A 17512-nucleotide genomic window follows, 5' to 3' on the forward strand; every position below is an offset into this window, starting at 1 on the left:
AGACTACATTTCAGGAACGTTATGATATTGAAGTATAGCATCCGTATATTTCTTAGTAATCAATTGCGGCCTGGTAATGGCTCCGCCAATTACAACGGCGTAAGCTCCGGCCCGAAGACACGCAACAGTCTGTTCAGGACTATGAATTCTCCCCTCAGCTAATACGGGAATGCTAACCATTTGACTTAAATCAGCAACTAATTGAATATCTGGTTCCTCACTCTGCGGGCTGTAGGCTGTATAACCAGATAGCGTAGTAGAAATAAGGTCAAAACCCAATCTCTCCGCCTCTACTCCTTCTGCTACAGAAGATACATCTGCCATTAATAATACTTGGTGCTTCTCCCTTATTTCTTTAACCAAATCCGCAAGACAAACATTGCCCGGCCTATTGCGTAATGTAGCATCCGTAGCGACAATATCGGCTCCAGCAGCGATTATATCTTCAACCTCTGTTAAGGTAGGAGTTATGTAAACGTCAGAACCGGTATACTCCTTCTTCCATAAGCCGATAACCGGCAAATTCGTCACCTTTTTAATCGCTCTAATATCTTGGGGCGTATTCGCCCTGATCCCTACTGCCTTGCCCATTTCAGCCGCTAGAGCAAAGCGGGCCATATACTCACTTCCGTAGAATGGTTCTTCCTCAAGAGCTTGACAGGAAACAATAAGTCCGCCTTTTAAAGTTTGAATAATTGAATCTATCATAGTGCACACCTCCGTAAACTGTTCATTGAGTAATATGTAACTCATAATACGTACTCTTTCATTTCCTTAGAATCAGTAAACAGCCACCCCTTATTATCAATAGAGTGGCTGTCTGCTGAGTTATTCTACTCTATCGTTGTTATAGAACCAGATCATCCGGCCAGTGGATTTGGACCCCTTGCCTTTGAATCAGCGCTTGATAGGCCTGAAGATGCTCCGAATTGGCGTGTACCTCATGCGGCGTCACTTGATTCTGTAGCGCATAGGCCGCTAAATAACCGACCGATTCCCCAATATTCCATTCTGTCGGGTGGAGGCGGTAGCATCCGTTCGTGATCTGAGTGGTGCCGATATTTTTACAAGCAGGAAGCAAATTCTTGACCCGGATCGGCAGTAACGCACCAAGCGGAATCTCGTACGGATAGTTCGGAATATAGAACGTCCGGTTCGTGACGGTCGTCAGGTGAACATCCAGATGATAGCTGCCGACACCGACGCTATCGTCGTAACGGCGAATCCCTTGTTCCCCGCGGATTTCCTTACTAACATCCTGCTCCGTAATGGTATACATCGCTTGAATCCGGCGCGACTCGCGAATATACGGGTACTTCGCCAGTCCGTCCTCTGTACCCAGTACATCCGTACGCAGCCGGATGCCAGGATACCCTCGCCCTCCGTCCGGACGAGGCGTCTCGGTCTGGAGCCAGTAGATCAGTGAGAGGCTTAACTGTCTAGCACTTGCCAGATGCTCCTCCCGTTCTGCTTCAGGAACGTCAATAATTGAACCCAGAAAATAATCGTTCTGCGGCCAATTGATCAAGGTGATGTCACTTTCATATAGCCCAGGCTCAAATAAAGCCGGGTCGATGACACGACGATACGTCCACAGCGACAGTAGCTCCCGCCCAGAAGCGTCCTTGCGTTCACCTGGAAATAGGGCGAACTCCTTCATTTTCTCCGCGTCATCCGTATCGTTCGCATACCAGCTTAACAGCGGAATATTCGTATGCTTCGGTACGAACTTGCGCCAGAAATCATATTGTTCAGGCTTCTCAATCGTGAAATCGCCACCCTCTACATAATCGAGGGCAAACACATGGGTGATCGACTGCACATCGAGCGGATTTGCCTCTTCCAGCGCATGCGGCTCCCCTGTCTCATGCCTGGACTCCGCGCCTATTACATATTCAACCCCCGCTAACGGCAGTACGTCTCCACATTCCGTAGCATCGAGAAAGTATGATCCCCTTAGTACAACTTCTTCACCTGAGCTTATATGTGTAACGGTTACACTCTCTATCTGATCCTCGTTCACTGAGGCTGCAGTCGGTCTGAAATGATACAATACCGTGATACGGCCGCTGTTCACATACGGGGCCAACATATCCTCGATGACGCGCAGCGCCACCTTCGGCTCATGGCATAAGCGGCTTACCCAACCGTTGCCGGGATTAAGCAGTTCATTATTCTTCGCTTCCTCTGACATCGGATAGTTCTCTCGATAATAAGCACGCACCCGGTCTCGAAACTCGCGATACGTCTCTGTGCAGCCGAATTCCTCGATCCACCGATGTTCATCTGGCGGAACCGCCTGACTTGTCAGCTGACCGCCGAGCCAATCCGTCTCCTCTGTCATGATTACACGCACACCCATTTTGGCTGCAGCCAATGCGGCCATACATCCGCCCAACCCGCCGCCTAGGACGGCGACGTCTGTCATTCGCTCGTTATGCATCTCTCGCTGGCTCCTTCTCCGGCGCTTCCAGCATCCACCTGTGCTGTTCATGCACCTTTTCTGTTATTTGCAAAATTTGTAGGCCCTCGCAGCATTAGCGAAGCTCGAACCCTCGTCGTACTTTATTGTCCTTGCTTCGTATCACGGACATGGGTCTTCAATCCGACCTCAAACATCCGGCTCCAAGGCATATAGCAATCGTCAATCACAATCTCATAATTATTCTCTGGATCATGCAAATGCTGCTCGATGAACCGAGTCAATCCAGCTCTGACTTGCTCGGCGATTTGTCCCCGCTGTCCGTCGATCGAGAAATAATTGTATCCCGTACCAGGCAGCACTCGATCGCTTACATCCCTACGTACGAAGGCACAATAGCCCCCATCCTCGACATAGCGTAGTGACAGGAAATCGCGATGCTGCGGCGTATTGCCATTCACGGCATAGATCATGCCCTGTGCAATGCAAGTTCCGAGCGTGTTGCCACTTGTATTCCAGCCTACATAACCGGCCAATTCGAACAATAGCTTCTTATCGCGAAGCAGCTGCAGCAGTTCAAGATCTGCTCCGTTGGCATAGGCTACATCGGCGATAACACAAGGCTTGCCGAGACGGTGAACAATATCATCAGCCATCTCTACCAGTTCAACTAGATTCCGGTATACCTGATACCCTAAAGAAGACTGCCCTTGATCATTCGACTCCATCATGCTCTCGCCGGGTGAATTGATGCATAGGGCCATATCGGCTTCTGCCAGGGAAGGCGACATTAGTCCTCCGGCCGCCATAATCTGATATTTGACCGATTCATATAGTACGCGGTCTTCATATAGAGGCATCACTAACGGCCCTTGCACACTGGCAAAATGAACTTGCACCCGTGGCTTGCGACGCTCAAAATGATTGATCATGCGGGCAAGTAGCGTACATCCCACTTCGTCGGCCCCGGGATACATATAGACGGACAGCTGCTGCTGACACTTCTTGACATGCTCGCGAACGTGCTGCTGATCCACCGCAGTCAGACCATAAGGGGCCGAGTCATCCTGTGGGATAATCATGAAATCGACGGCCCCGTCCTGCACCAGTTCGATTGCTCTCTTATTCGCTGTTAAATTAACAGCACGGCGCTCCGTATAGTCCTGCCACATGGATTCAGGCAAAACGCCCTCGATCTGCTGCAATTCATTTTGCTCTTCTTCTGTAGCGATGCCCAGTTCCAACCGGTGGCGGATATATCCGCGCCGGAAAATCTCCCTGCCCCAATTCTCGTAATAATCCGGTTCTTCATCACTGCTGGAATAGCGCGGGCAACGCATAATGAGCTGATAAGCAAATACATGCAAAGCCGGGTTGATCTGCTTCAATTGACGGAGCTTCTCCAATTGCTCCCCGCATTGTTCCTCCGTCATCTCATGCAGCCGCGAGGGGATTATTCCTCCGTATAGCAATGTGTCCAAGGCCACAATCGCTCCGTCTGCATCACGCGCCTGCTCGAATAGCCAGGTCCATAGCTGTTCGATGTCTCCTGGGCGCTTCTTCAGCCCCATCATGCTCAAATCCGGACGAACGACATGATAATCCGTTCCCGCGGCAAGAAGTGCCGGAAATTCGTAATTGCACGGACGTTCGTCCAGCGGAATATATATAATTTTTCTCATGTGAGTAGTGTCCTCCTATCCTTTAACTGCTCCGGATACACCTTCCATGTAATATTTCTGGGTGCACAGGAACACGATGATAATCGGTATAACCGAAATGACGGTCCCGGCGGCAATCCAGCCAAAATTATAGGAAAATTGGCCATTTAAAAAGCTGAGCGCGGACGCGATTGGATACTGCTTCGTATCATTAAGCACAATCATCGGCCAGAGGAAGCTATTCCACATCCCCATGAACTCCAATAATCCAATAACGGCGATCGCCGGCTTCACAATCGGCAGCGCCAATTGCAGCCAAATACGAAATTCGCTGGCACCGTCCACTTTGCCGGAATCGCGCAGTTCATGTGGCATGCCCATAAACGCCTGTCTCATTAGGAATACGTTGAACACGGTAACCGCTGAAGGAAGCACGACTGCAAGAAACCCGCCCATCATGCCTAGTGCTTTTACCGTCAAATAGTTAACTACCATGCCGGCTGCAGCGGGAATAATCATCGTCGCTATCAGTAGTGTAAAGATTAGATCCCGGCCTTTGAAACGGAATACGGCAAGCGGATAGGCTGTAAGACAAGAAAAGAAGATGTTCATTACAACGCCCATCAGCGCAATGATAACGGTATTCATTAAGTATCTTGGAAAGTCCATGTAATTCCACACTTGGACGTAATTATCAAAGTCGATAAATGTCGGGAAGATCGCCGGCGGAGAGCTGAACACATTCTTGCCGGGCATGAGCGACACACTTAATATCCATAGGAATGGTCCCATCATAAAAATGGCAAATAGAATCAAAGCTCCATATAACAATAATAATTTCACTAATCGAAGTGGTTTTTTTCTCATATCATGCATCCATTAATATGGATTGACACCACCCTTCCGGTTGAATCTGAAGATGACGATACTAAGCGCACCAATCATGACGCTGACAATTAAGCCAAGTGCCGAAGAGTAGCCGAAATTAAATTGCTGGAAACCCTGCTGATAAATATACAAGCTCGATGTTAAGGTAGCATCCCCCGGTCCACCCATCGTCAGGATGAACACTTCATCGAACACACGGATTGCCGCCATTAGTGAAATAAGCGTGCAGAAAAAGACATACGGCTTCAACAGCGGAATTGTAATTTTACGAATCGTCTGCGCCCGGCTCGCGCCATCAATCATCGCAGCCTCTGTCAGATCCTTCGGAACGGATTGCAATCCGGCCAAATAAATCATCATATAGTAGCCAAGGCCCTTCCACATCGTAATGAACATCAGTGTCCACAGTGCTGTATCTTTGTTGGATAGCCAGGTAATTCGCTCTTTCATTAACCCTACATTGGACAGCACATAGTTTATGACCCCATTCTGGTTGAGCAGCCAGCCCCAAATCAGCGCTACCGCGACCATAGAAGTAACTACGGGGATGTAATAAGCCGTACGAAATAATTTAATGCCTTTGACATTGCTGTTGACTAGAATCGCCATAAGAATAGATATAATCTGAATAAATGGCACAACAATGACGTATAGCAATGAGTTGAGCAGTGACGTGATGAAGCTCTTATCCTGCAACGCCTTAACGAAGTTATCCAAGCCAACAAACTCGGTCTTGCCTATGACGGAGTAATTCGTCAGCGCCAGCGGTACGCTATAAATAATCGGCCAGAAGACAAATAGGGCCAGTAGAATCAAACCCGGTGTCATGAAGAGCCAAGCCACTGCCGCTTCCGACTTGCCGAATCTAGTAAAGAAGGATGTCTTTTTCATGATAGTACTCCTCCACCATCTTAATAAGAGGTAGTTCAAAAAGTTCACTTTTGATCACGAAGTAACTCAGGATGTGATATCGGCATCGAATCTTGAATTCAGCCGGGCCTAAGCAGATGCTTACGAAGTCATGTTTCCTACGGAAACATCTTAGGTGCCCACGTACAAACTACGTACGCTGCGCTCCTCAGGCCCTAGCTTTATCCAACCTTCTCGGTGCTGAAAACCGGACTTTTTGAACATAGTTCTATGTCTATAAGAATCGGGCAGGACAAGCCTGCCCAATTTGAAGTATTTAGTTGCCCAAGATTTTGTTAACATCGCTCTCGGCCGTAGTCAATGTCTTCTTCACGTCAGCACCGTTCAAATAAATTTCCTGCAATGCTTTGGTGATAGTCTGATTAACGTCTTTAGCACTCTCAACGCCGATGTAGAAATCCTCGGCTTTATCAAGGCTGACTGCAGATACGGTCTTAGCGACCCCTTCTAGAGTTCCGTCATTCTCCGAGAAGAATGGATCTTTGGCACTCTCTACCGTGGAAGGCAATGTATTAGCGATCTTGGAGAATTCCACCTGATTGGCCGCATTCGTGACGAATACAGCGAAGTCAACCGCTTCTTTCTTATGAGATGTTGCCGAAGGCACGACGATGTTCATCGTGTTGGAATAGCGAATGCCCGCTTTGCCAACCGGACTTGGAACGGCAAGCATTTTGTTGTATACATCCGGCGCGGCTGTCTTGATCTTGTTAATAAATGGTGAGCTGGATAAAGACATGGCTACTTGCTCACTCGCGAAGTATTGCACTTGTTTATCGTAGTTGATAATGTCTTTTGGAATGACGCCGTCTTTTAACAGTTGTACATTCTCATTGACATACGCTTCTACTTCCGGTGTATTAAAAGCTGCCTTCTTATAATCCTCAGTCAGGAACGGCAGGTTCTCTTCTAACAGAGTCCGTGCTTCCATCGTGAATATGTAGCCGTAGGCGCCGGTTTTCTCTTTGATCTGGCGACCCCATTCGTTCAATTCCTGTTTCGTCTTCGGCGGATTGTCCGGATTCAGTCCAGCTTTCTCCACCAGATCCTTATTCATGAATAGGACAGGCAATCCAGTGTACCAAGGGAGTGCGAACCCTTTGCCGTTCATTTCTGTTGAGGAGTAGATTCCTTGGAAATAAGCTGCCTTCTGGTCCGCTGTCAGCTCTTGGTTGAAGTCAACCAATGCATCCTTGGTTCCCATCTGATTGGCCAGCTCCGTATTAAGGTTCACCACGTCTGGCGCATTACCGCCAGCAATATTCGTCATGAGCTTGTTCAGTACAGCATCGTAAGGGTAGTCCTTCCAATCTATCTTGACATTCGGATTCTTCGCTTCATAATCCGCAATCAACTTGTTGAAGTAATCATTGAAGGTCGGCTGCAATGAGATTGTCCAGAACTCTACCGTGACTTGTTCCGCGGGCTTCTTGCTATCGTTGTTCCCACTTGAAGCAGCCCCCTTGTTGCCCGATGAATCCGAACCACAAGCCGCCAATAACCCCACCATCATCATTGATGCCAATAGTAATGAAATCAACCTTCTACCTTTGAAGCTCATGCCACAACACCCTCTCTTCTTTATAAACTATCTCTCAAAGCTAGGAGAAGAAATGACTGTAAGTCCGAAAACGGTAGCGCTTACAAAAAAGCCTTATTATTCTACGCTATATCTGTAATTGCTCCATCCATGAGTTATTTCGGAATAAGAGTCGTTCCTGCCACCTTTTCCCTTCTTGCATGTTCATTGTAACACGCATTAAACAAGTTCTCCACTATTTTTAAAATAATTGGAGATTATTTTCTCCATATTTGCACCCTTTTCGATAGATAGACTCATATTGGGATCACCTCAACTATATAAATTAAAAAATTCGGGGTGCCAAATCGATCTGCGACACCCCGTGAATTCATTAGAAATTGATGAAGCCTAAATATTGCAGTTTCAACTCTGTCGTTATTCTTCGTAGTTCCCTTTATCATTACCAGCGCGCTGAATCGTCACCGTGTAGTTTTTCATTCGTCCATCTTCGGACATCACTTGTAATGTAACCAGATTCGAACCCACTTGAAGTGGTACGGGAATGACCGAATCATTTTCAATAGGCTTGCCACCCACGGAAATAACTGAATTCTGATTACTTGTACTCGCCGTAATATTTAGCTCCGTAACCGAATGCCCGACCTTTACCTTGTAATCATACGTCGATGGTGTGAAGGAAGGCGTTAACTTCATTACCTTCTTCCCCGAGCTCACCGTCAATTTACTTAATTGCGTTTTCGCTGTTTTGGAGAAATAGATGTCTATCATTTTATTGCCATAGTCCAAATCATGCTTCATTCGATTCTTTACTTCTTTATTAATCGAGTTGCTTGCAAGAAGTTTGCTTATGCTGTCGATCTTCTGTTTCACGTCACTTGCAGTCTCATCTGTCATATTGGGATTCACATGTAGATCTTTTACAGCGGATTCAAGTTTCTGTATTAGTTTCTTGCCATCCTTACGGCTCATCCCTTGGAAAGGAACGTAAATCTCATTGATTTTACGGATCATTTCTTCCATCACGGTCGCTAGAGGCTTGGTCGTATCATATTGAGGCAAAATTGCCTTATTACGATACAACCCAATCTTCAGCACCTTGTCATACTTATAATTAAATAGTCCTTCGTATTCAAATAATGCGGATCCAGCTCCATCATTCTTTGTTGCTTCGGTAATTTGATCCACAACAGCCGATGTAGGATTGCCTTGGAACGTGTCCAGACCCGATGTGACGAATGCATTGTCCCCTGCTAATGCCATGGAGTGTCTCAAGTCGGCTACCGTTAATTCCGAACCCGGTGCATAAGACATATGGAACAAGTGATCGATTAAATTATGATCTAACCAGTATTTCGTTTCTTGCGCGTGCGATTTCGGTGCTTCCTCATAATTCGGCCATACCGCAGTGGTAATTTGTAGCTTTGGTTTGATTTGATGCGCCTCGTTAACTACCCGAACGACCCAGGTATTGATAATGTCCGCACGGAATTGTAGCCATTCATCCCAGTAACGATCTCCTGGATGAAGGTCAAGCGGATCAACGCCATATTTCTCGCTGAACAAATTGCGGGTATACGTGTCGTAACCAAAGTCATTCGTGTAATCTCCGGACCCTGGATACCTCGCATAATCCAAATGCAGTGAAGCTATGTCATATTTCGTGACGAGTTCATCGTAGACAGAAGCAACGAAATCTCTAGCTTGCGGGAGCGCTGGATTAAGCCAATACCACTTGGCATTGTGACTGCCTTCTTCATAATCAATACCTTTTCTGCTTTTCATGAGCCAATCGGGATGATTCACCACAACCGGTCCGCCGACAAAGAAGTTCTCCACCCAGGCATGAATTTCAATCCCCTGTCTTTTGCCTTCCTCAATAAATGCTCCAAGTACATCAAAGCCTTCATACAAAGGATTTAATTCGGTATCTGGCAAAGACGTTGGCCAAGTGGTATATCCATTCCACCATGTTTCTAGATAGATGGCATTGATACCGGTCTCTTTGATTTTCTTCACATGATCTCGAACCTGCTCCAAGTTCTTTTCCTTCGGCCTCATCCAGAGACCTCGAGTCTGTACTTTTGGAGACTCAAAATTCATGTAACTTGCATCCGTAACTTTCTGATCTAAGTCATTCAGTAAATCCATTAACCCTTTGGTATCGCTTTCATTTAAACGCTGTTTGACCAACTCATAAACGCCCTTCGCTTCTACAATCTTCTGTTCAATATCGGCATAAGGCACATCCATAAACTGATTCTTGGATAACTGGAGCCCCTTCTCTGCGCTATCGATACTTATCGATGCTTTATCTAAGTAAGATTCCGGCGTAAAAATAACCAACACTTCTTTTTTAACAAAATCCAGACTCAATTTGGCTCCAACCAGTGCGTTGTTCTTTAACCATGTGTTTTTAACCCCATGACCGGATAATACATAGCCGCCTTCAGGAATTTTACTGTTGTTCCCGCCATTGTTCGTTACATATCCGTCCGCATTAACAATCACTTCATTGCCCCATGGGTTCGTGCCAGTCTCCGCGCCATAATTACGATTATAGACGATCAACTGATTCGATCCACGAAATCCTGGATAAGGCACATTGCCAACATTGTCCCAGCCTCCGGGATTATCTTCTTTTACTTTCGGATTAAATGCATCAAACGAAGTTCTAGCCGCTTGGTAAATTAAACTATCTGTCACGAGTTCAACCTCTGCGCCGATACGCACTTGACCCGCTAGTTGGTTATAGAATGGACTTGTCGATTGAATCGACAGTACATATCCATCCGATGGAATGGAGGAGTTGTTATCAAGATAAGCACCTGTGTTGGGATCGTATGCAATCGCCACGACGTTGGTTACCTTATTACCAACGACTGTAAGTTCCATTCCCCAAGCATTCTGATTGGTGGTTGCACCATAAGTAGGCTGGTACAACACCACCTCTCCCGCTCCACGCGGTCCATTTATTTTATCAATGCCTACCGCAATACCATTCACTTTCAAATACTTGCTAGGCAGAATAGGAATATCTACGTTAATTGCTTGTACGGAATGTCCCACCTCCAAATTCAAGGATGACGCAGCGTTGCCAGAAGCCGAAATGACATAACCGTTCGCAGGAATGTAGGTTCCACTCTGACCATGAACACCATATGTGCTTTTCACGACCGACACATCATTGGTGATGATATATTGAACAGTATCTTCAGAGAATGGTCTTGTCATCTCACCAAAATGACGTGTATAGACTGCGATGGTGTTCGCCAGTTGATCCTGATCTACAACGTCGATTGGTATGGTGCCCTGCTCTGTGATGAGCTGTGGACCTCCAACCACCGGTGCAGGCAGCGTGTAGCCAACAATCTCAACCGGGTCTCCCGGACTCATATTGTCTTTAATCCACTGTTCACTCGATCCGTGACCAAACAGTACAAAACCATTCGTCGGTATTTGTACAGCACCTTCACGATAAGTGACGTCCGTAACGCTGTAAGTACCTTCATGGTAGTCCACGACTGCAGCAGCCGCATAAGGGTTCGAATCTGTGAGCTTACTACTATTTTCTCGGGTAAACAGGATCATTTCATCTGAAGCTCCGATGGCTCGATTCACTGCTGTAATGCTGATGGTGTTACCGTTTGCAGCTTTCGCTGTGATGGTGTTGCCATTTTCATCTTTTGCTGTGATGGCTTCATCGGCCAACACAGTCAACGTCGTCCCTGAAAAAATGAGAGCAAAACATAAGATGAAAGACAGCGTATTCTTTAATCTCATTTTCAAACCTCCCCATGGGTTCATGAAAAAACAGCTTCCCAAGCACTCCATCTTAAGTACAACTAATCTCATCTATAAATCTATTTTTATGCCGATTTTTTTACAAGCATCACCTCCAACAATAATTACGGGGTATTCCTCTTGATCATAACAGACAACTCACATTCGAAGAAGGATATTTCCGCTTATTTTATAAATAATATTAAATTATTCCTCCATTTTACCTTTGCTTTATATGAACGGCATCCATTCCTCCCGTAAAATGGATGCCGAAACGCGAAACGAGCCTTAGAAGCGATTCTAAAGGCTCGTTTTTTTGCAGACTTTATTGTTTATTTTTTACAGTTACCTGCCATCAATCTGACTATGTACATCAGCTCATCACTTCTATTCTGATCCTATTCAAAGTCTTGTTTGTTCAGCAAATTTGGAAAACTGGCTGTAATTGTTTCCTTCATTCCCTTTGTGTATCGCGGCAATAGATGAAGTTTCCTTATATTTTTCAATTTTAGAATAGGCGTAATATCTCGGCTCTTATTCTCTAATGCCAGGATCAATGACAAATACTCCAATCGCATTAATTCTCCAACAGGCTCAAAGCTTTTAACTGGATTTCCCGTCCCACTCATTCGTCCATGATCAAGACTTAATTCCTTTACATTCGATAAAGATGCAAGCGCCGTTAAATCGTACAAGTGATTCATACCATAGATATATAAGGTTTGCAGGTTTTGTAACCCTATCAGAAAGTTCAAATCTTTTACTTGGGGCAAATTCGCCAGGATCAACACTTCTAAGCGATGTAAACATGATAAATTGGGTATATCCCCCATTTTTCCGGAGGAAATTTGCAAGTACTTTAAATTCGGCAATGTAGAAAATATTTGTAATCGCTCCTCATCTAGATCAGTGAGGTAAATTCCTTCTATCATTTGATTACCGACCAGCGATTCATAATTCACATATTTCTTCTTACATTTTTTCAGAGGCGTAAATAAATCAACAATCCGAGTATCTTCTTCCAATGCAGCAAGATCAAAGTTCTCCACTCTCCGAGTCCCCTCCATAATGCCCAGATGAGCATAATAGGAAACAGGAGATTTCTCGTCCAGCAAATATCGCTCCCAGTTCATCTTGTTCTCTCACATCCTTCTCAATGTCGACCGTGCTGCATTAACACAGTCTGTCAGTATGTTCGTGTTCAAGCAAATCGTAAAGAAGAAGCTTTATGCTGAATTAGCATGAGCGCTATTCATATTGAGAACATTCATACAACAAATTATTTTTAAAATCATCCGCGGATACTCTTACAACGTCTGGATCCTCCGGAACTTTGAATACAACTACATGTGTTCCCTCTTCTGACAGGTTAGGCAATATCTCATCTAAGAGTGTATCTAAATGTATTTTTTGTGTTTGACAGTTCTCCCATTCATCTTGGATTGTCAACACTAAACTAGACATTTTTTTTAAGGGCTAATCTTTTGTATTCTATCGGGCTGACATAGCCTAGAGTTCCGTGAATACGGCGTTTGTTGTACCAGTTCACGTAGTCACTGAGCTCAAGCTTGAGCTGTTGCAGACTATGAAAGTTTGTTTGATTGATGAATTCGGTCTTCATAATCTTAAATGTAGCTTCAGCAACGGCATTATCGTAAGGACAGCCTTTCATGCTTAATGAACGAGTAATATTGAATGTTGTTAGTGTCTCGTCGATCAGTTTGTTTTTAAACTCACTGCCTCGGTCGGTATGGAATAGCTGTATTTGACGTAGATCTCCTTGAACAGAAGCAAAAGCACGTGCTACAAGATCCGCATCCTTTCTAGGGCCTGTACTTGAGCCAATAATCTCTCGGTTGAAGAGATCGACAAATACACAGATGTAATGCCATCTGTTTTTCACTCTTACATACGTTAAGTCACTTACAACTACGCGCTTTGCTTCTGGTTGTAGAAATTCACGATTCAGTTCATTTGCCTGCTTCGATTCGTTACATGAAGTTCTTTGTGGTTTGAATTGAGCCACAGTGTAGGTAGAAACCAGGCCTTGTTCTTTCATGATACGGCCAATTCGACGTCTAGATGCGGTGAAACCATATTCACGTAGTTCAACTTTAATCTTTCGCGTACCGTAGGCTCTACGGTTCTTTTCAAAGATTTCAACGATGTGATTCGTTATCTCGTTTTCTTCCTGCTGTTCTTTGGCTTCATAATAGTAGGTGCTTCGTGGAATTTGTAGGACGTCACACATTGCTGACACCGAGTATTTGTCGCTATTTCGTTTGATGACATTTACTTTCGTCCCATGATCAGCGCAGCTTGCTTTAGAATGTCGTTCTCCATCTTAAGACGTTGATTTTCTTTACGTAAAGCAAGGAGTTCATTTTCTTCTGGTGTGCGATTCGCCTTCTCAGAGAGCGAACCTGTACATTGTCCTTGCTTGATCCAACAATCCAATGCTGAAGCACTTAGATCGTATTCACGGACGATATCTGCTCTTGATTTTCCGTTCTCGTATAATTGCACCATCTGTTTCTTAAATTCAGCTGTAAATGTACGTCTTTGTGTTGGCATAGTAGATCCGCTCCTTGGTTTTATGTGTTCATTCTACTAGCCCTTAATTTTTCTGTCCAACTTAGTGTAGCCTGTCCACTTTTGGAATACCTGATAAAACAGATAAATACGGCAAAGTGTATCTAAAGCCTCTTCCGATAATCGTAAATTAACTCACTGATAAGCCTATCTTCTTTACTCAAATAATCACCTTCTTTCAAAACCACGCTTACACAAAAATACATATATTTATTTCAAAACTACCATATATATACTAATGTGTAAACATTCCTTTGCAGATATAGATGACCTCCAATAACCTAACACAAAAACACACCATGACATTTGAGGTGTGATAAATAAAATAAGAGTGCTCTTTAGAAGCACCCTTAAGGCAGTTAAAATCGTAAAATATTTAGGAGAAATAAAAGACAAGAGATGCCAAAGAAATCCTTGTTTATCACTATTGCGTTAATGCTGCCTAATCAAATGCCCAACATCAAATTTCACTTTCCTGATTACTATTTTCTTAATGAAAGACAATTTATCTATCTTTATTACATTCACCATACCTGTCAGAGATTGTCCACAAAATTTGCTTCTCCGAGAGTACTACTGAGAACTAAATTGAGAAACGAATAGTGCATGAATGCAATGTTAGCTGCTTGCCATCTTGAAATAGTTATAACTTGTCCCCTTTGTACCAGTTAAATCTTCGCATCATTTCTTTAGCAGCTTCATGCAGTTCATTCCCCCTCGAAAAACGTTCTGTAAAATAAAATGGTTTCTCTGTCGGGGTTCCATAGATTGAATTACTATCATCCATAAATCTCCATAAACACTCATCACAAGCATCAATTGAGTTTCCTATGTATTTTTCATAATCACTTACTTTTAGGTTATTTGGATTAGATTCTTTTTTAAAACTGGCGTTATATGCATTGCTTTCTCCAACTAATTTAAATGAAATGTAATTATGTATAAACGTATCGTCCTTTTTAATAGAACAATAAAAAGAGATTGAGTATTCATTTGCAGTTCCACCAACCCAAGCTGACCATTTATACTCATATGCTCTATCTACTAATGTAGTTACTAATTGTTCAAATTCTTTAGTTTTAAAGCTTTTCCAGTTAACTTTCTTTTTTCTAGTGAATTTCCTCCAGTTATCTTGTGTTATTACTTCTGTTTCATCAATCCCAAATATACCAGCTAACTCACTGAAACCATGCTCATAATCAATTCTAAAATCAGCGTATTTACGATCCGATAGAAAATATGGCATTTCACATTCTCTGTAAAAAATCGGCAATACAAATACCTTTCTGGTTTTCATTTGTTTTGACCATGCAGCTCCAAGTTCACTTTTGACCCATTCAGATTTAAGTGCCTCTGGTGATAATACTATCCCTAAGAATTCATTCTCTCTAATTCCTTCCTCTATTTTCCAAGTGAGAGAGTCACCAACTTTTATTTCCCACTTATCAAACCATACATTAACACCTATCCTCCTCAAATCTCTTGCAAGTTTTTCCACAAACGGTTTATCGATGCTTGTATGACAAAGAAATATACTTGACATTGGTTCCTTCCTTCAAAATCAGATTTTCTTTTAATGCTTCTATATTCTCAACGTCGATCCCACTTAGCTCTTATCTTAGGGGAAATCGATTTGTCTTGTTTGCATCGGCAGACTGATAGTCGAATGTCCCGTAGCATGAATGTAATGTTAGAAGAGGATTATTACTTCTTTGAAATGTTAAAACTCCAAACTATCCAAAACCTCATTTAATTCATGCTTTTCTTTTTCTTCTCGAGATGCTTTCCGTTGTTGCTGCATTTCAATATTTTTCAAATACTCTCTGTATTTATTATTGCTATTTAGTACATCTTCGGTGATATCTAGTAGATGATATTTTTTAATCTCGTTAAGACAACAATGAACAACAATGAAAGTATCTTCAATCCAGGCCTTTCTCCACATTGTATGTCTTGGAACTCTACGTTCTGCATCAAAAATTTCTACCCATTCTCTCGATGGAGAATGTGACAAGTTAAAATATACATTAAATAATTTCTTCGAAGGATCAGGATTATAAGTTTTATTTTTATCTACACCCACAATTTTAATGTCTTCAAATAACTCTAATTGACTTTGTTGTAATTTATATTTAAGTTGTAACTCTCTTGGTAATATTGGTTCTTCTTTCAGGATATCCTTCCTAGTTTTTTTCTTTTTTGTAGCTGCTTTTTGAGATTGTTGATTGTTTTCAATACCGACGGCATGTAGTAGTTGAGTAAATGATTTATCAAAATGATCCGGATTAGTAAAATCAGCATAAAGCTTGTCTTGAAGGAATAAAGGTATTTCACATTTTTCAATTAATAGCGGCAAAATAACTTTAGTACCAAGCATTTCACGGCTAATTGCCATTTGTAACTCTTTTTGAACCCAAGTAGATTCAACAGAATTATGAGATAGAACTATAACTAGATAATCAGCGTCTTTAACACCTGCAGTAATCTTCTCAATTAATGAATCTCCTATCTTTATTTCAGCTTCGTCTATCCAAACTTTTACGCCGTTTTGCGTTAACTCCTCTGCTAACTTCCTTACAAAGAACTTATCCTTAGAACTATGACTCAAAAATAAAGTAGGCAAGTATTTCCCCTCCAAATTATTAATAGCTAAATAATATAACATAATATTCAATTAAATTATTGAGTTTGTTTGAACGTTATTTCATTTCCCAAAACACGGAATCATCGGTGACAATGGTTCCGACTGGCTACTACGAGGCTCTGAGATGTGTCCGGGTGAGTTCTTGAATAATCAAGCTCAATATGTTTCTCGTGACAATGAGATTATGTAATTCTCATCTTTGAAAACGCTAAAGACATATTATTTTATAAAATTAAGTATTGAGCCAGTTACCGTGTTATCTGATTGATCTTCCCCCTCTTTCGCAGACAGGACGTCGCCTCACATTCTTTAATTATCCCTTAATAATTTATTTCTTCTGGAAGTTCTATCTCGAACTCCTTCTCTAATAAAAAGAATCTTCTGATATTGTTCCAACAATCCGAAAAAATAACTTGAATTTCTTCTATATCTAAATTGTAATCACTGCTATCGGTAAATAGTTTTAGTTCATCCTCTTCAGTTTTATATTCTGAGTCAAAAATAATATCACCCATTGGATGGAGACCTGAAATATGCAATTGTAGACTTAGAGAAATCGATATTTTCCCATCAATTTCTTCATAAAGAAATGCACTAATCATGAATTTGTCATCATCTTTTTCGAAATATACTTCTTCTTCCCACTCGTATTCATTTAAAAAATCAACAATTTCATCTAATATCTTTATTATTTCTGTTTTTATCTTACTAATTCTAACGCAATAAGCCTCTACATCAACCTCATTTAATCCTTCAAAATCAAACATTGGGAAAGTACGGCCATCATTTTCAAGTCCTCTCAAAGGTGCCATTATTAAATCGTTTTCATAATCTATGATAAGTCGTTCTGGTATTAAAATATAATTAATACTGCCGATAGCAGATGAAGAGGCTTGTGGAATTTCACAAACAATAAATGTATTTGAACTATATAAGTTGAACAAAAGAATTAGAGGATTATGGTAAGGAATTTCAACCCTGCATGTCGAATAAAGAAGGAAATAGAAGAAGATAGGCAGGAAAAGAACATGGAAAACACAACGAAGCTTGAA

12 protein-coding genes and 1 pseudogene are annotated in these 17512 nt (G+C 42.5%); all 13 read right to left on the reverse strand.

Annotated elements, in window-relative coordinates; all coding sequences use genetic code 11:
• Nucleotides 1-3: 3 nt before the first annotated feature.
• Nucleotides 4-708 carry an N-acetylmannosamine-6-phosphate 2-epimerase gene (locus tag M3650_RS30265; RefSeq protein WP_251580010.1) on the reverse strand — a complete coding sequence of 235 codons (705 nt, stop codon included), beginning with the start codon at nt 706-708 and terminating at the stop codon, nt 4-6.
• A gap of 139 nt (nt 709-847) precedes the next feature.
• On the reverse strand, nt 848-2443 hold the full coding sequence (locus M3650_RS30270; RefSeq protein WP_251580012.1) for an FAD-dependent oxidoreductase: 1596 nt from the start codon (nt 2441-2443) through the stop codon (nt 848-850).
• A gap of 122 nt (nt 2444-2565) precedes the next feature.
• Nucleotides 2566-4104, reverse strand: a complete 1539-nt coding sequence (locus M3650_RS30275) for a DUF4127 family protein (protein WP_251580013.1) — start codon at nt 4102-4104, stop codon at nt 2566-2568.
• 15 nt (nt 4105-4119) lie between these two features.
• Nucleotides 4120-4950, reverse strand: coding sequence for a carbohydrate ABC transporter permease (locus M3650_RS30280; RefSeq protein ID WP_251580014.1), 831 nt, complete (start codon nt 4948-4950; stop codon nt 4120-4122).
• Between the two features lie 12 nt (nt 4951-4962).
• The gene (locus tag M3650_RS30285; protein WP_251580015.1) at nt 4963-5862 is read right to left on the reverse strand and encodes a carbohydrate ABC transporter permease; all 900 of its coding nucleotides are present in this window, start codon (nt 5860-5862) and stop codon (nt 4963-4965) included.
• A 295-nt stretch (nt 5863-6157) separates the two neighbouring features.
• The gene (locus M3650_RS30290; RefSeq protein WP_251580016.1) at nt 6158-7462 is read right to left on the reverse strand and encodes an ABC transporter substrate-binding protein; all 1305 of its coding nucleotides are present in this window, start codon (nt 7460-7462) and stop codon (nt 6158-6160) included.
• Nucleotides 7463-7858: 396 nt separating this feature from the next.
• Nucleotides 7859-11224 (reverse strand): family 10 glycosylhydrolase, encoded by a 3366-nt coding sequence (locus M3650_RS30295; protein ID WP_251580017.1) that lies wholly within the window; start codon nt 11222-11224, stop codon nt 7859-7861.
• A gap of 398 nt (nt 11225-11622) precedes the next feature.
• Nucleotides 11623-12357, reverse strand: a complete 735-nt coding sequence (locus M3650_RS30300; RefSeq protein WP_251580018.1) for a leucine-rich repeat domain-containing protein — start codon at nt 12355-12357, stop codon at nt 11623-11625.
• Between the two features lie 115 nt (nt 12358-12472).
• A complete protein-coding gene (locus tag M3650_RS30305; RefSeq protein WP_251580019.1) occupies nt 12473-12688 on the reverse strand; it encodes a DUF2750 domain-containing protein in 216 nt (71 codons plus the stop codon).
• Nucleotides 12681-13798 (reverse strand): IS3 family transposase gene (locus tag M3650_RS30310; RefSeq protein WP_251580021.1). Its coding sequence is split into 2 segments (ribosomal slippage): nt 12681-13552 and nt 13552-13798, totalling 1119 coding nucleotides; the frame shifts between segments, so codons are not numbered across the junction. Before M3650_RS30310 ends, M3650_RS30305 begins: the two co-directional genes overlap by 8 nt.
• Before the next feature lie 661 nt (nt 13799-14459).
• Complete coding sequence (locus M3650_RS30315; protein WP_251580024.1) at nt 14460-15359, reverse strand: toll/interleukin-1 receptor domain-containing protein; 900 nt, start codon at nt 15357-15359, stop codon at nt 14460-14462.
• Nucleotides 15360-15536: 177 nt separating this feature from the next.
• Entirely contained in the window at nt 15537-16439 is a 903-nt protein-coding gene (locus tag M3650_RS30320; protein WP_251580025.1) for a toll/interleukin-1 receptor domain-containing protein, read from the reverse strand.
• Nucleotides 16440-16780: 341 nt separating this feature from the next.
• A pseudogene (locus M3650_RS30325) lies at nt 16781-17512 on the reverse strand (hypothetical protein); the annotation flags it as partial.

Source organism: Paenibacillus sp. MER TA 81-3 (assembly GCF_023713585.1).
Taxonomy (GTDB): Bacteria; Bacillota; Bacilli; order Paenibacillales; family Paenibacillaceae; genus Paenibacillus_B; species Paenibacillus_B profundus.

Coding starts and splice junctions, on each gene's coding strand:
- M3650_RS30270 (WP_251580012.1), bottom strand. CDS start 2,443: ATGCATAACGAGCGAATGACAGACGTCGCCGTCCTAGGCGGCGGGTTG.
- M3650_RS30275 (WP_251580013.1), bottom strand. CDS start 4,104: ATGAGAAAAATTATATATATTCCGCTGGACGAACGTCCGTGCAATTAC.
- M3650_RS30280 (WP_251580014.1), bottom strand. CDS start 4,950: ATGAGAAAAAAACCACTTCGATTAGTGAAATTATTATTGTTATATGGA.
- M3650_RS30305 (WP_251580019.1), bottom strand. CDS start 12,688: ATGTCTAGTTTAGTGTTGACAATCCAAGATGAATGGGAGAACTGTCAA.
- M3650_RS30265 (WP_251580010.1), bottom strand. CDS start 708: ATGATAGATTCAATTATTCAAACTTTAAAAGGCGGACTTATTGTTTCC.
- M3650_RS30300 (WP_251580018.1), bottom strand. CDS start 12,357: ATGAACTGGGAGCGATATTTGCTGGACGAGAAATCTCCTGTTTCCTAT.
- M3650_RS30285 (WP_251580015.1), bottom strand. CDS start 5,862: ATGAAAAAGACATCCTTCTTTACTAGATTCGGCAAGTCGGAAGCGGCA.
- M3650_RS30315 (WP_251580024.1), bottom strand. CDS start 15,359: ATGTCAAGTATATTTCTTTGTCATACAAGCATCGATAAACCGTTTGTG.
- M3650_RS30295 (WP_251580017.1), bottom strand. CDS start 11,224: ATGAGATTAAAGAATACGCTGTCTTTCATCTTATGTTTTGCTCTCATT.
- M3650_RS30290 (WP_251580016.1), bottom strand. CDS start 7,462: ATGAGCTTCAAAGGTAGAAGGTTGATTTCATTACTATTGGCATCAATG.